This window comes from Roseofilum sp. Guam (genome assembly GCF_017746735.1).
Taxonomy (GTDB): Bacteria; Cyanobacteriota; Cyanobacteriia; order Cyanobacteriales; family Desertifilaceae; genus Roseofilum; species Roseofilum reptotaenium.
Genome location: NZ_JAGHZN010000026.1, coordinates 76,704 through 91,446 on the forward strand (window position 1 = coordinate 76,704; position 14,743 = coordinate 91,446).

General features: G+C 45.0%; 14 protein-coding genes. 10 read left to right on the forward strand and 4 right to left on the reverse strand.

The features are described from left to right. Positions 1-81: 81 nt before the first annotated feature. From lpxD to J7529_RS11795, 8 genes are all read left to right on the forward strand, one after another. Positions 82-1,122, forward strand: a complete 1,041-nt coding sequence (gene lpxD / locus J7529_RS11760; protein ID WP_318729110.1) for a UDP-3-O-(3-hydroxymyristoyl)glucosamine N-acyltransferase — start codon at positions 82-84, stop codon at positions 1,120-1,122. A gap of 86 nt (positions 1,123-1,208) precedes the next feature. Beyond that, on the forward strand, positions 1,209-1,751 hold the full coding sequence (locus J7529_RS11765; protein WP_318729111.1) for a hypothetical protein: 543 nt from the start codon (positions 1,209-1,211) through the stop codon (positions 1,749-1,751). Positions 1,752-1,879: 128 nt separating this feature from the next. Beyond that, positions 1,880-2,809 carry a glycosyltransferase family 2 protein gene (locus J7529_RS11770; RefSeq protein WP_318729112.1) on the forward strand — a complete coding sequence of 310 codons (930 nt, stop codon included), beginning with the start codon at positions 1,880-1,882 and terminating at the stop codon, positions 2,807-2,809. Positions 2,810-2,945: 136 nt separating this feature from the next. Then, complete coding sequence (locus tag J7529_RS11775; protein ID WP_318729113.1) at positions 2,946-3,887, forward strand: glycosyltransferase family 2 protein; 942 nt, start codon at positions 2,946-2,948, stop codon at positions 3,885-3,887. Next, complete coding sequence (gene hpsU, locus J7529_RS11780; RefSeq protein ID WP_318729114.1) at positions 3,874-4,488, forward strand: hormogonium polysaccharide biosynthesis acetyltransferase HpsU; 615 nt, start codon at positions 3,874-3,876, stop codon at positions 4,486-4,488. Before J7529_RS11775 ends, hpsU begins: the two co-directional genes overlap by 14 nt. A 164-nt stretch (positions 4,489-4,652) precedes the next feature. Further along, positions 4,653-5,705: a fatty acid desaturase gene (locus tag J7529_RS11785; RefSeq protein WP_271941842.1), complete on the forward strand. Its 1,053-nt coding sequence runs from the start codon at positions 4,653-4,655 to the stop codon at positions 5,703-5,705. A gap of 90 nt (positions 5,706-5,795) precedes the next feature. Beyond that, positions 5,796-6,851, forward strand: coding sequence for a fatty acid desaturase (locus tag J7529_RS11790; RefSeq protein WP_318729115.1), 1,056 nt, complete (start codon positions 5,796-5,798; stop codon positions 6,849-6,851). 77 nt (positions 6,852-6,928) lie between these two features. Further along, complete coding sequence (locus tag J7529_RS11795) at positions 6,929-7,771, forward strand: acyl-CoA desaturase (protein ID WP_318729116.1); 843 nt, start codon at positions 6,929-6,931, stop codon at positions 7,769-7,771. 6 nt (positions 7,772-7,777) lie between these two features. On the opposite strand, the gene J7529_RS11800 is transcribed toward J7529_RS11795, so the two are convergent. From J7529_RS11800 to J7529_RS11815, 4 genes are all read right to left on the reverse strand, one after another. Beyond that, positions 7,778-8,077, reverse strand: a complete 300-nt coding sequence (locus J7529_RS11800) for a (2Fe-2S) ferredoxin domain-containing protein (protein ID WP_318729117.1) — start codon at positions 8,075-8,077, stop codon at positions 7,778-7,780. Between the two features lie 74 nt (positions 8,078-8,151). Continuing rightward, complete coding sequence (locus J7529_RS11805) at positions 8,152-9,873, reverse strand: CRTAC1 family protein (RefSeq protein WP_318729118.1); 1,722 nt, start codon at positions 9,871-9,873, stop codon at positions 8,152-8,154. 322 nt (positions 9,874-10,195) lie between these two features. Continuing rightward, a complete protein-coding gene (locus J7529_RS11810) occupies positions 10,196-11,170 on the reverse strand; it encodes a cysteine synthase A (RefSeq protein WP_318729119.1) in 975 nt (324 codons plus the stop codon). Between the two features lie 136 nt (positions 11,171-11,306). Continuing rightward, positions 11,307-11,945, reverse strand: a complete 639-nt coding sequence (locus tag J7529_RS11815; RefSeq protein WP_318729120.1) for a peroxiredoxin — start codon at positions 11,943-11,945, stop codon at positions 11,307-11,309. Between the two features lie 245 nt (positions 11,946-12,190). Between J7529_RS11815 and J7529_RS11820 the strand changes: the two genes are divergently transcribed. Further along, a complete protein-coding gene (locus J7529_RS11820; RefSeq protein WP_413038873.1) occupies positions 12,191-12,493 on the forward strand; it encodes a hypothetical protein in 303 nt (100 codons plus the stop codon). A gap of 56 nt (positions 12,494-12,549) precedes the next feature. Beyond that, positions 12,550-14,625 carry a DICT sensory domain-containing protein gene (locus J7529_RS11825; RefSeq protein ID WP_318729122.1) on the forward strand — a complete coding sequence of 692 codons (2,076 nt, stop codon included), beginning with the start codon at positions 12,550-12,552 and terminating at the stop codon, positions 14,623-14,625. The last annotated feature ends 118 nt before the right edge of the window (positions 14,626-14,743 follow it).

Genomic DNA, 14,743 nt, shown 5'->3' on the forward strand with positions numbered 1-14,743 from the left:
AGTTTTGCATTTTGTGGTGAAAACTACTGTAAACTTTGCAAAGATGCAGTTCTCAACCCTCAAAACTTGGTGCTTAGATCTATGAAACTCAGCGAGATTATTGAAAAATTGGGTAAGGTGGCCTCAGAAAATTCCCTACCCGATCTCGATCCAGAGATTACGGGAGTTGCACCTGTAGATCAAGCGACTCCCCAAAGTCTGAGTTTCATTGAGGGTAGGAAGTTTATCAATCAGATTAACACCACTGAGGCGATCGCCTTAATTATCCCCCCTGATTTAATCGAATCTGCAACAGAGCGCGGAATTGCCTGGATCGCTACCCGGGAGCCGCGCCTCTTATTTGCCCAAGTCATTACCCTCTTTTATCAACCATTTCATCCTCAACCGCAGATTCACCCCACGGCCACGATCGCCGAGGATGTACAGTTGGGACAAGGAGTTTATATTGGCCCCCATGTGGTAATTGAATCTGGGGTCAAAATTGGCGATGGAGTTTGTATTCATGGCAATGTAGTCATTTATCCCCAAGCCGAAATCGGCGATCGCACCGTTCTTCATGCCAACTGTACCATCCATGAACGGACTTTGATTGGTCAAAATTGTGTTATTCATAGTGGTGCAGCGATCGGCTCGGAAGGATTTGGCTTTGTTCCCACCCCTAAAGGGTGGTTTAAGATGGAACAATCTGGACGAACCGTCTTAGAAGACAGAGTGGAAGTAGGATGTAATAGCGCCATTGACCGTCCAGCCGTTGGGGAAACCCGCATTGGTAGCGATACTAAAATTGACAACCTAGTGCAGATTGGACATGGTTCTCAGATTGGCTCGAATTGTGCGATCGCCGGTCAAACCGGCATGGCAGGTGGCACAAAAATAGGGAATAAAGTCCTTCTCGCGGGACAAGTGGGAATTGCCAACAATACGGTCATTGGTGATAACGTGATTGCCTCCGCGAAAGCCGGAGTCCATGGAACCATTGCTCCTGGCTCCGTAGTTTCTGGAAACCCTGCGGTGAATCATCCCATTTATCTCAAAGCATCGGCCATTTACAAACGTCTACCGGATTTATACCAGTCTTTGAAGGAGTTCCAAAAGCGGCTGAGTCATTTAGAATCGCGCTAAACCAGTAGAAAAAGATCGGGAGACGCTCCCGACGCAGAGATTCCCCATTTCCTATTCCCTATTAACCTTCTGCCGCGCAAAGCGCTATGGACATTAATCCACCCAATTCCAATCCTCTTGAACCAACGAATAAGAGAAGATTAGGCACAGCCGAGGTTCATCGGCCCACTGAACTGCCCCCTTTTCCCAAGTATAAACCGACGCGCTTAAGCCGTTATCAAAATCAGTATTCTCCCAATTTAGCCATTGATGTACTTCATGATATTGAGGCGATCGCCTGCCAATGGCAAGATCAGTTAGACCAGATCCACGATCAAATTACAGCCCTTTATCATCAGGGGCCAATTATTGAGGGATGGCTTGAATCTACCCCTAATTCAACCCATGGCAATTCTAGCGCAAGTTCTCGCACATCCTATCGACTCTGTAGACTCAATGAAAATGGAGAAGTTTGGAGTCGTCCTTGTCCATCAGAAGAAGTGGCATCCATGAGTTTAGCGATTCACCGCTATCAACAATTGCGACAATTTCTGAACCAAAAGCATATGCTAGAAGAGCGTCTATCTCAGTTAGCCCAATCCTTAAAGAGTTTGCATCGCCAATTGGGGGATGGGGGGATGGAGAGATAGGGGGATTGGACAAAATTGGAAAATTGGGTAAAACAGAGATGGAATCTAATCTATACGATCCCAAAAAGTCCTAAAGTCATCTATCCCCACGTCTTCGTTTCCTCACGTCCCCACTCTCCTATTCCCCAATGAGCATCCAAATCTCAGCTATTATCTGTACCCATAACCGAGATCAATATCTTGGTGGCGCAATAGAAAGCTTGCTCAATCAAGATCATCCTGACTTTGAGGTCATTGTTGTTGATAATGCGTCGAGCGATCGCACCCAAGAAGTTATCAAATCCTTACAACCCCATCCCCGTCTAAAATCGGTCTATGAACCAGTGACTGGTTTATCTGTCGCTCGCAATACAGGGGCAAAAAACGCCAGTGGAGAAATTTTAGCCTATTTAGATGATGATGCGATCGCTACCCCGTCCTGGTTAACGGTCCTCTCCAGAGCCTACGCAGAAAACGATAAACTGGCGATCGCTGGCGGTAAAGTCACCCTCATTTGGCCGACTGATATTACCCCTCCCCCTTGGCTTTCAGAGGGTCTAGCCGGTAATCTAGGAGCCTATGATTTAGGCAATAGTCCGGTCTTAATTACCCAACCGGGCAATACCCCCAGAGGCTTAAACTATTCCCTCCGACGCAGTTTCCTAGAAGAAATTGGTGGATTTGACCCCAATTTAGGACGGGTAGGAAAAAAATTGCTCTCCAACGAAGAACTGGTGATGACCGAATTGGCCCTAAAATCAGGATGGCAAGTCAGCTATATCCCTGAAGCCTTAGTTGCTCACAATGTTGCTCCAGAGCGAGTCAACCGCTCTTGGTTTCTGCGCCGAGGATGGTGGCAAGGGGTGAGTGAATGCTACCGGGAACAACTCTCCAACCGAGGAGGACTTCATCAATTTTCGCTGGGGGGAGAGCGCATCATTCGGGGACTTTATAAATCAGTGAAATATATCAGCGATCCAGCTCTGCGCTTTGATAATCTAGTCTATGCTTATGGTCAAATCGGCTATCTGACTACGGCGATCGAAGGCTTGTGGTCTCGCAATGCTCCATTGAAGTAAATCTATCTGTGCCCTATTCATCTTCACCGTTATACCAGACCTGTTATAACTAAAGGAGAAAAATTGCAGATGTCACAATCCAAAGTTTGAGATTGATCTGATATCCTAAACGTTGTCTCATACCTCCCGTGCCCTTATGACCTCTGAAGCTTCTAAAGTCCCGGTATCGATTATTATTCCAGCAAAAGATGAAGAAGATAACATTGCCGCTTGCCTTGATAGTTTGCACCCGGCAGATGAAATCTTCGTAGTTGATTCCCAAAGTGGCGATCGCACCGCAGAAATTGCCGAAAACTTAGGGGCAACAGTTGTTCAATTCAAGTTTAATGGGTCATGGCCAAAAAAGAAAAACTGGTCATTAGACAACCTCCCCTTTCGTAATGAATGGATTTTGATTGTTGATTGTGATGAACGGATTACTCCCCCATTATGGGAAGAAATTAAACAAGCCATTCAAAACCCCAACATGAATGGCTATTATCTCAATCGCCGAGTCATTTTCCTAGGGGCTTGGATTCGCCATGGGGGACGATATCCAGACTGGAATTTACGGCTATTCAAACATCAAAAAGGTCGCTACGAAAATTTGAACGTGGAAGATGTTAGAAATGCCGGTGATAATGAAGTTCATGAACATGTAATCCTGGAGGGGAATGTCGGTTATCTCAAAGAAGATATGCTCCATGAAGATTTCCGGGATATTTACGCTTGGTTAGCTCGTCATAACCGCTATTCAAATTGGGAAGCTAGAGTCTATTACAATCTCATCGAAGGTATGGACGAAGGGAATACCATTGGTTCTAACTTATTTGGGGATGCTGTACAGCGCAAACGGTGGCTAAAAAAAATATGGGTGCGCTTACCTTTTAAACCGACAATTCGCTTTATCTTACACTATATTCTCCAACTGGGATTTTTAGATGGGCAAGCCGGATATATCTATGCCAGACTCTTGAGTCAATATGAATACAATATTGGCGTAAAGTTATTTGAACTACGCCAGTTTGGAGGGCATATTAATCCCATGAAAGCGCAATCTTCTGGCACTCAATCTTCCCCGACCCATGTCAACTCCTGAGTTAAATCCTGAATCCTCCCTATCCTATCGCCTCGATTCCCCGTCTTGGGTCGATTTGCGCCAGTATGACCAATCCAATTTCGATCGCGGTCGTCCCACCTGGGTGATTATTCTTTGGTGGTTCATACAGGCTATTACGTTTCCCTTAACGCTACATAATTGGCATAGTATTCGGGTCATGTTGTTGCGCTGGTTCGGGGCAAAAATTGGCCGAGGAGTGGTCATTCGGCCCACAGCCCGGTTTACCTATCCCTGGAAAGTTAGCATTGGAGATTATAGTTGGATTGGCGATGATGTGGTGTTCTATAGCTTAGACCAGATTGAAATTGGCCAACATTGTGTCATTTCCCAGAAAACCTATCTTTGTACGGGTTCCCATGATATTACAGACCCCTGTTTTCGCCTAGTTACTGACCCCATTAAGATTGGAAATGGAGTATGGATTGCCACAGATTGTTTTGTGTCTCCAGGGGTTAAAATTGGAGCGAATAGCGTGGTTGGGGCCCGTAGTAGTGTGTTTCGCTCATTACCAGAATCTTATATTTGCTGGGGAACCCCCGCCAAGGCCCATAGCCCTCGCACGCCCTTGCAAGAGCACTAAAGGTTTTCTTGCACAAAGAATAAGTATTTGTACGGTTGAAAAGATGTCCTTTTTATGGATGTCAAATTTCTGAATTGAAGAGCAAAATTTGCTTTTCTAAAATTCATGAAAATTGCGGAAGTAGAGGGTATAATGATGCAATTGTTAATAGAGGAACATTGAGCATGAAAACAGCGATCGCCAATCCCTCGGCGGAGCTTATATCAGCGGGACGACCCCAGCTCGATCGGAATTTGCGCTTAAAAGATGTCTTAAAAACCTTACCCAAAGATGTTTTTGCCAAAAACCAATTTAAAGCTTGGTTTGGGTTTATCTCCAATGTCGTTCTCGTCAGTTTAGGATGGTGGGGAATCGCGATCGCCCCTTGGTACTTACTTCCCCTGCTCTGGCTCTTCACTGGAACGGGCTTTTTCGGCTTATTTGTCATTGCCCATGACTGCGGTCATCGTTCCTTTGCCAACAAAAAATGGGTAAACAATCTGGTTGGTCATATTGCCCTCACTCCCTGCATTTATCCCTTCCATCCCTGGCGGATTCAACATAATATTCATCATAAATACACCAACCACATCGATCGCGATAATACCTGGAATCCATTCTACGTGGAACAGTATCAATCCCTCAACCCCTTTGAAAAAATTGTGTATCGTTCCCTCCATGGTAAATTCTGGTGGTTAGGTTCCATTGTCCATTGGGCCCAACTCCACTTTCAATGGTGGACAATCAAACCAGGAAAAGAACGGGAACAATTCAAATTTTCTGCCCTATTGGTAATTGCACAAATGGCGATTGGCTTTCCTCTACTCATTGCCACTACGGGATGGTGGGGCTGGTTTTCCCTCTGGTGCGTGCCTTGGTTTGTCTTCCACTTTTGGCTCAGTACTGTAACCCTCCTGCACCACACTTTGCCCGATCTCAAATTTGAACCCGACGGAAAATGGCATGAAGTCACTGCCCAGCTCGTAGGTAGCACCGATTGTAAATATCCTTGGTGGTTTGAATGGATTTGCCATGATATTAATGTTCATGTTCCCCATCATTTAACTACAGCTATTCCCTGGTATAACCTGCGCAAAGCCCATGCCAGCCTTGAAGAAAATTGGGGCAAATATATCACCAGAAAACGGTTTTCTTTCCGCCTGCTTTGGGAAATAACTGATGTTTGTCACTTGTATGACGAAGATAAGGGTTATCGTACCTTTTCCGAATCTCAGTAATTTTTTCGTAGGACTTGAAGACCACCCCTCTATGGGCGTATATTTTTAGATTGCCCTAGATCCGAAACAAATCAAACAGGAAAACGTTGAATGAAAACAGCGATCGCTTATCCGTCTGCACGGCCGCAAACAGACGAAAAGATCCACCTCGACTCCAATATCCGCCTCAGAGATATTATCAACACCCTTCCCAGAGAAGTATTTAGTAAAGATCCCGTCAAAGCCTGGTCAGGGTTAATCATTAACCTGATCCTCGTTGGTTTAGGATGGTGGGGCACGGCGATCGCCCCCTGGTATTGCTTACCCCTGCTCTGGCTCTTTACCGGTAGCGCCTTCACCGGCTTATTCGTCATCGGTCACGACTGTGGACACCGCTCCTTTGCCAATCGCAAATGGATTAATAACCTCATTGGCCATCTTGTTTTCATTCCCTGCATTTATCCCTTTCATGGTTGGCGGATTAAACATAACATCCATCATAAATATACCAACTGTCTCGAAATAGATAATGCGTGGAAAGCCTATTCTCGTGAAGAATACGACAGTTTTCATCCGATTGAAAAATGGGCTTATCGGGGCCTGCGGGGTAAATTTTGGTGGTTAGCCTCCGCCGTTCATTGGGCAAACCTACACTTCCAATGGTGGACATTTGCCGGTAAAGAACGGGAACAAGTTCGATTTTCAGCCCTCTTTGTCATCGCTCAAATGGCGATCGGATTCCCCTTACTTATTGCCACTACCGGATTGTGGGGATGGGTCAACTATTGGCTCATGCCTTGGCTCGTCTTCCATTTCTGGATGAGTACCATCACCCTCCTGCATCACACCAAAACCGATATTGCCTTCAAACCCAAATCAGAATGGAATGAAGCCGAAGCCCAACTTATGGGAACAGCCCATTGTCAATATCCCAGATGGTTTGAATGGATGGCCCATGACATTAACGTTCATGTTCCCCATCACATCTCTACTGCGATTCCCTGGTACAATCTGCGTCAAGCTCATGCCAGTCTAGAACAAAACTGGGGACAATACATGACCACCAATGAATTTTCCCTCTCTTCTCTCTGGAACATTACTAGCGTTTGTCATTTATATAATGAAGATAAATGCTATCAACCGTTTACCCAGAAAGAGGAGCTATAGCTCGCTCTGAGCGGAGGATTAACGGGTAATCCCTCTCCTATTCATCAGCTCAACACGTTTATCCAAGGTAACCTTTGATGATTAAAGAACTCACTTCTGAAACAACAATTCCTGAAACGGAATCCTCTCCCCGTCTCAACTGGATCATCATCTTTGTGATGATTGCCATGCATATCGGGGTAGTTTTAGCCTTTTTTCCCCCATTCTTTAGTTGGTCTGCTGTAGGTGTTTTTCTGGTTCTGCACATGATCACCGGCTCAGGAGTCGAAATCGGATGGCATCGTTTAGCCAGTCACCGTAGCTTTACTTGTCCCAAATGGGTTGAATATTTTTTTGTGTTCTGTGGAGCCTTTAGCGGTTTATCTAACCCCATTGATTGGGCTGGAACCCATCGCATTCATCATGCCCATTCAGACCAAGAGGGCGATTATCACAATATCAATAAAGGATTCTGGTGGAGCCATTTTATCTGGATTCTCTATCACAAACCAGACTTAGATGACAAAATTGCTAAAGTGACCAAAGATATTAAAGACGATCCGTTTTATCTATTCTGCGATCGCTATCTCCTAGTTTTGCACTTTGGTCTCGCTGCCATCCTATTTGCCCTGGGAGGCTTACCTTGGGTCATGTGGGGAAGCATCGTCCGCGTCGTTCTCCTTTGGCATGGTGCTTGGGGGGTCAACAGTGTGGCTCACACCTTCGGCTATCGTAACTATGACACCAATGATAAATCGACCAATGTTTGGTGGTTAGTCCCCTTGAGCTACGGACAAGGTTGGCACAATAACCATCATGCCTTTCCCTATTCTGCCCGTTGCGGCTTAAAATGGTGGGAAATTGATCCGAGTTGGGGAGTCATTAGCCTCTTGCATCGAGTCGGCTTAATCACCAAAGTTCGCCTTCCCAATGAATCCTAGTTTAATTTAACTGTCAGGGGGATGAAACTTAGGATATAACATTCCCTTGACCCGGTTTCCTCCCCTTAAATGCCGCTCAACCACCGCAGGCACTTCCTGGGGAGAAACCCGATAATACCAAACTTCTTCGGGTAAAACCAAAACCATCGGCCCGTTCCCACATTGCCCCAAACAGTGAACGGCTACAACCTCGACCCTATCGACCCGGTGCAGTTCAAACGCCTCCAACACCTGAGCGGCTCCCAAATGACGGCAACTTTGATGCTGACACACGCGCACCTGTTTGGTTAGTGCGGTTTCATCCATATTTCACCCTCTTTTTTTATATCGTTTCTTTAGTCTCTCAAAAAGTATGGGGGAGCCATCCGATCGATCCAAGTTTATGCTTGCTCAATAATCAATAATCGATCGAGGTCGGGATTTAGGATTTCCTGAACTTTACCATCAGGCCATGTAACTTGAATTGAGCTAATTGCATCTTGTTTTCCTAAACCAAAGTATAGGCGGTAATGCCCTTGCGATCTCCAGGCTCCTTCCGACTGTCCGACTTGTTGCAATTGTGTACCATTAGCCGTAGTGACTTTGACCTTAGCACCGATCGCGACCGAGTTTCCGGGGGAACCTTTCAATTCAATTTGCAACCAATGATTGTTATTTCCCAGATTTCGATACAGCAACACTTTGGATTTACTGTATTTAGTTAACTCCGCAATATCTTGTGCTTTTCTTTGCCGCTTTTCCCACCAGGACATCTCTTCAGATTTTCCCATGAGTAAGTCGCGATCGCCATCATTATCTGCATCGAACCAAGTACAGTAAGCATACCCCCCGAATGTGTTTGGTGCACTAACTTCTAATAAATTTATTTTTTCAAATGTGTGATTTGACAGTTGGCGGTACATTCCATACCGTAAGGTATGTAAGTCTATCAACCCATCATTATCGTAATCAACCCAGTTCGCTGCAAATGCTCGATCGGGGAGTCCAATTAATTCTGGATCGACCCTTTCAAATTTACCCTGCACATTGGTAAATAATATACTATGTTTTCTGGAAGCGGAGAATAAATCCAGGTCTCCATCTCCATCATAATCAGCGATCGTCAATTGATTCACTAAGCTCTTACGCTTATTTTCCCCTAACTTTTCAGCAATAAACGTTCCTGATTCATTTCTGTAGAGCCAAAAACTTATTTCATCAGCCCAAAATAAATCCATGTCCATATCGTTATCTATATCTAACCAAGCAAACCACCCCATTTCGGGTATATTTACATTTTTTTCAGCAGAAACATTGACAAAACGACCTTCAGCAGTTTGGCGATACAGTTGATTCGGATATATAGAATTAGGTGGCAAATGCCGTCCACACATAATGTAAAGGTCTAAAAGATTATCTCGATCAAAATCAACCCAAGCCACTTGTCGTGAAGCACAACCCTCTTTATCCAGGTCTACCTTCCCTCCAATATCTTCAAAACCGGAACTGGTTTGCAGCATTAATTCATCTTTAGCATCCGGATCAAATTCTGATATCTTACCTTGCATTCCTGCTCTGGCAATCGCTACATCCATATTCCCGTCATTATTATAATCATTCCAAGCCATACCGTGTCGATCCATATAAGGTAAAGCATAAATAGGAGGTAGAGCAAAATCAACGGAAGTCGGAGATTCAAAACGAGAACCGATGTAAACATGAGTTATATCGGCTCCAGTGTTCAACTTAAATAGCGGTTGAAAAAACGGATAAAATGCTGGAAACTTAATAGATAATCGCCCATCTCCTTTCACCTTAAATTTTGCCACTTGTACCTTATCAATTCCTGCTGATAGGGCAGGTTTCTTGTCTATTTTTGTTGATATTTCACCGGATTCTGTAGAGGTTGCTAAGAGAGGAACAATAATCAGACCTCCCATATTTTCTAAATTAGTTAGACCTTGGGAGGCAACTATTAATTCATAATTATGCCAATAGATATATAATCCGGGTTCTGTCTTATTTAACAGAGGATCGGGCACGGGTGAGTATGTCGCTTCATAGTTTTGGGGTAAACCCAACTCTGTAATCCCATCTTTGAAATCTTCTCCTTGTTGATTCATTAAGAAGAGTTGGCGACTATTGTGATTTGTAGAATATATATCTAAAAACCTGTCTTGATTAATCTCAGCTACACCTAAGTCAAATAGTGAGTAAGAAAAACCGATGTCCTGCTGTATGAAACCAGAATGAGTATTTAATGGGTAGTATTTACTAAGATAAATATCCCTTAATTGATGGTATGGCTTGAATAACACCAAAACTAAGGAAATCAATATAATTCCCACAAATATGAAAAGATTACGTTTCATTTTCATTGGTTTTTGGTTCCTCAAGGTTTAGAGTGGCAATTACCTATTATCCATTACCACGCAAAGGGTTATATTAATCCGGTAGCAAATTCTTCGAGGCTAACCACTCTCGATTATAAAGCTTGGACTGATAGCGAGCGCCCCCATCACATAAGACCGTCACAATCGTATGTCCGGGTCCCATTTGTTTCGCTAAAGCTACCGCAGCTCCCACATTAATACCGACAGAACCACCCATAAATAAACCATCCCGGCGTAATAGCTGATAGAGAACGCGAATACATTCAGTATCGTCAATTTGAATGGCATCATCAATCGGAACTTCTTCCATGTTTTTTGTAATCCGAGAATTCCCAATTCCTTCCGTTACCGAACTTCCTTCTGGCTTAATTTCTCCCGTCTTCACATAGGAATACAAACCACTCCCCATGGGGTCAGCAACCACCACCTGAATATTGGGGTTTTTCTCCTTTAGGTATAGGGCCACTCCTGCATAAGTTCCCCCGGTTCCCGTAGCCGTAACCCAACCATCAATTTTACCGTCAGTCTGTTGCCAAATTTCTGGCCCTGTGGTTTCATAATGGGCCTGACGATTGGCTAAATTTTCAAATTGATTCGCCCAAATCGCATTATCGAGTTCAGCCGCTACTCTCCCCGATAATTTCACATAGTTATTTGGGTCTCGATAGGGTACAGCAGGGACAGTTTCAACCTCTGCACCGAGGGTTCGCAGGGCCTCTATTTTTTCCTGGGATTGGGTTTCAGGGATGATAATTTTACAGCGATATCCTTTAGCATTACAAATATGGGCTAAACCAATTCCCGTGTTGCCAGCAGTTCCCTCAACAACTGTGCCGCCAGGTTTGAGGAGTCCTTGTTTTTCAGCCTCTTCAATGATATACAGGGCGGCTCGGTCTTTTACTGAACCCCCTGGATTGAGGAATTCTGCTTTACCGAGAATTTCACACCCGGTCTCTTCGCAAAAGCTGTTTAATCGAATGAGGGGCGTATTGCCTACTGTGGCTATAAATCCTGCTTTGATATCCATCCGTTTAGTTACCGAACTTTATCTTTAGGGAATTAGGGAATAGGGAATTAGGGAATAGGGAATAGGCAAGAATCTACCTCCGCGTCTCCGTGTCTCCGTATCCCCACTTCCTCATCCTAGCGTGAAGCGCTATAACCTATTTGTTGGGCTGGGGAGTCATGCGTAAATAGGGTTTAACTTCTTCATATCCTTTAGGGAATTTTTCTTTCAAGACTTCTGGATCTTTGAGAGAGGGTACAATCACGCAATCGCCTCCATCTTGCCAATTGACGGGGGTAGCCACTTGATAATTATCCGTTAATTGTAAGGAGTCAATCACCCGTAGAATTTCATAAAAGTTACGTCCGGTACTCGCTGGATAGGTGATATTCAGGCGCAGTTTCTTCTGGGGATCGATGATAAAAACGGTACGGACAGTTAAGTTATTCAAGGATTCTGGATGAATCATGTCATAGAGATCGGAGACTTTCTTGTCTTCATCAGCCAAAATGGGATAATTGACGGTTGTTTTTTGGGTCTCGTTAATGTCCCCAATCCATCCGTTATGGGATTCTACACCATCGACACTCAGAGCAATGACTTTTACATTGCGTTTATCAAACTCGGGTTTGAGTTTGGCAACCATACCCAGTTCTGTGGTGCAAACGGGAGTATAGTCTGCGGGATGGGAAAAGAGTACAACCCAGCTATCTCCTGCCCAGCTATAGAAGTCAATGTCACCTTCGGAAGAGGCTTGAGTAAAATTAGGAACTGTATCACCTAGTCGGAGACTCATAAAACTATCCTTTTTCGATCGTAGTTCGGTTAGTGATTGGACATCAAATACTATCCTCTCACAGGAGATTTCAGATTTTAGAGGGTTTACAATTCGTTATTTTATTTCATGCTTTAAGATATATGAGGCGATCGCCACAATCTAGAATCGTCATCCCCCAGTTCATTGAGCCTCTCTTCCTGCTATAACGGATTGTAACTTGCTTGTCCAGACTTTTAAGGATCGAGAATACGTTTATGCTCACGATGATTGACTTTTTTTTTCAACTGCTTCAAAGGATACAGCCTTTGGGGGTTCCGATTTGCTTCGTCAGTGCTTGGGTTTTCATGGCAGCGATCGCCTGGACATTAGGTAGAGCCATGGGAGATACTCTAGCTCAGGCCAAACAAATGCATCAGATTCCCTGTGCCCATTGTCAATTTTTTACGAATGACCATCGGCTCAAATGTACCGTAAATCCTCACTATGCCAATTCTGAGCGGGCGATCGATTGCCTGGACTATAAACCGTATCAAAGGGCCCAGGAACTCGATAGAATAAAAACTTAAACGAACTAAACTTAAAGTTAAGTGTGGAGTTGTCCTGACTGGGCCAAGCAGCGTTAATGAGTAATTATCCTTCCGTGTTGGCAGACCTTTTACAAAGGTTACCCCAACTGCGATCGCAAATCTATTTTAAGCCGTCTTTGACCGCCCTTTCCCATGCTATGGAAGACCAGGTCTTGGCTGGGGCTGGGGCCGATCAGCCCTTAGTCATTGCTAATTTCCAACGAGAACGGTTTTATCGCCAAGAGTCTCATCGCTATCGCCGCATTGCTCAAAAAACTGACCAGGTTTATGTTCTGGCTGCTCCAGAAACGGAATTTAAGAATGCTTCCCAAGAGTATGAAACGATTGCCTTTAGTTCCCAGGACGAACTCAAGCATGAATGGCATTTGGTGATTATTGGTCAGCAGTATGCTACGTGTTTAATTTGTCGCGAACGCGATCCGTCAGGGATGGGATTGCCCGAAATTCCCTTGATGACGATGGATCAAGCACGACGTTTTGAGGGCATTTGGACATTCGATCGCCAAATTTGCGAACAGGCAGCCCAGGTCTTACTGTCTCGAATTTTAGAGTATCGTCCGGAATTAGCGGCTAAAGTGGAACAAGCCCAAACCCGGATTACACAAGCGCCTGCCTGTCAGATCTCTTATCTCGATCCGGCTCCCTTCGCCGAGCGCCTAGTGACCTATTTACAAGCGGGTCAGTATAAACTGGTGAAGGCCTATACCGCGATCGCCAACCAGGAGAAAAAAGAACGCTTAGTCAACTCCATTACTGATGCCATTCGGCGCTCCCTCAACCCAGAAGAAATTTTTCAGATTGCTGCCAAAGAACTCGGTCAAGCGATGGAGAGCTGTCGCTGTCTGATATATCCCTGTAAAGCGTCTCAAAAGCAGGTGACCATCGAATATGAGTACATGAACTCCCGTAAGCTCTCTTCCTTGAAAGGAAAAACTTGGCCCCTCACAGAGCATCCCCTATTTTCCCATGTGATTAAGCAAAATCACCGGGCTTATCTGAGTAACTTAAACCCAGATGCCCTCAATCACCCTACCCTAACCGATCAAGTCACCCCCGCCAAAATCCATTCCTGGTTAATGGTTCCTGTACTCTACAAAGAGGAACTTCTCGGAATGATTGAAATTCACCACTGTGGCGAGAGTTCTTATACTTGGGCATCAAGTCAACTGGAAATGGTTCAGGCGATCGCTTCCCAAATTGGGGTCGCCCTCATCCAAGCCCAGGCCTATGCTAACCTCGAAGACCTTAACCAACAACTCGAAGCCCTCGATCGCACCACCCGTAACTTGATCGCTATCACCGGTCACGAACTGCGCACCCCACTTTCGACCATCCAAGTTTGTCTAGAAAGTTTGGCCAGTGAACCAGATATGCCCCAGGACTTGCGCCAGGTGATGCTCAATACCGCCCTAGATGATGCTGAACGCCTACGAGAGCTGATCCAAGACTTCCTGACCCTTTCTCGCCTTGAAAGTGGCTCAGTAGACTGGAATCCCGAACCCCTACCTTTGGAAGAATGTATTGACCTGGCCATCAGCAGTATTCGCTCTCATCAACCCAATCAGGACTTACCTCAGATTATTACCCATCTGCCCAGGACTCTACCCCTGGTTCACGTCGATGGAGAATGGTTAGTTGAAGTCTTATCGAAACTGCTTGATAATGCCTGTAAATTTACTCCATCCCCGGGACAGGTCACCATCCAAGCCATCTGTAGTACCCAGACCAAGCCGTTTCAAGAGCGAGTTCCTCCCCAAAAACGACCGCAGAATAACCAACCGATGATTTTAGTCACCGTTGAAGACAGTGGGCGCGGGATTGAACCCAATCGCTTAGAAACGGTCTTCGATCGCTTTTATCAAGAAGAAGGGGCCCTACGTCGCAGTACTGGTGGTACAGGTCTCGGTTTAGCCATTTGCCGTCAAATCGTCACCAACTGGGGAGGACAGATTTGGGCTGAATCTGGAGGGAAAAACCAAGGCTCTCAATTCCGATTTACCCTGCCTATCGTAGATAAAGGCTCATCCAAAGGTTCATCAAGAGGCTCATCAAGAGGCGATCGCCCCTCCCGTTCCCGTCGTCAGTCACCCACTATTGGACGACACAAATAGGACTTCCTGCCCATGAATTATGAACAACTGTAACAGTTCCTAACAAAATCTCTAGTCCACCCCCATCTCAGTGATACGATGCCATAAAAATCTTGGTTTAGAGGAGAGAGCTGTAACC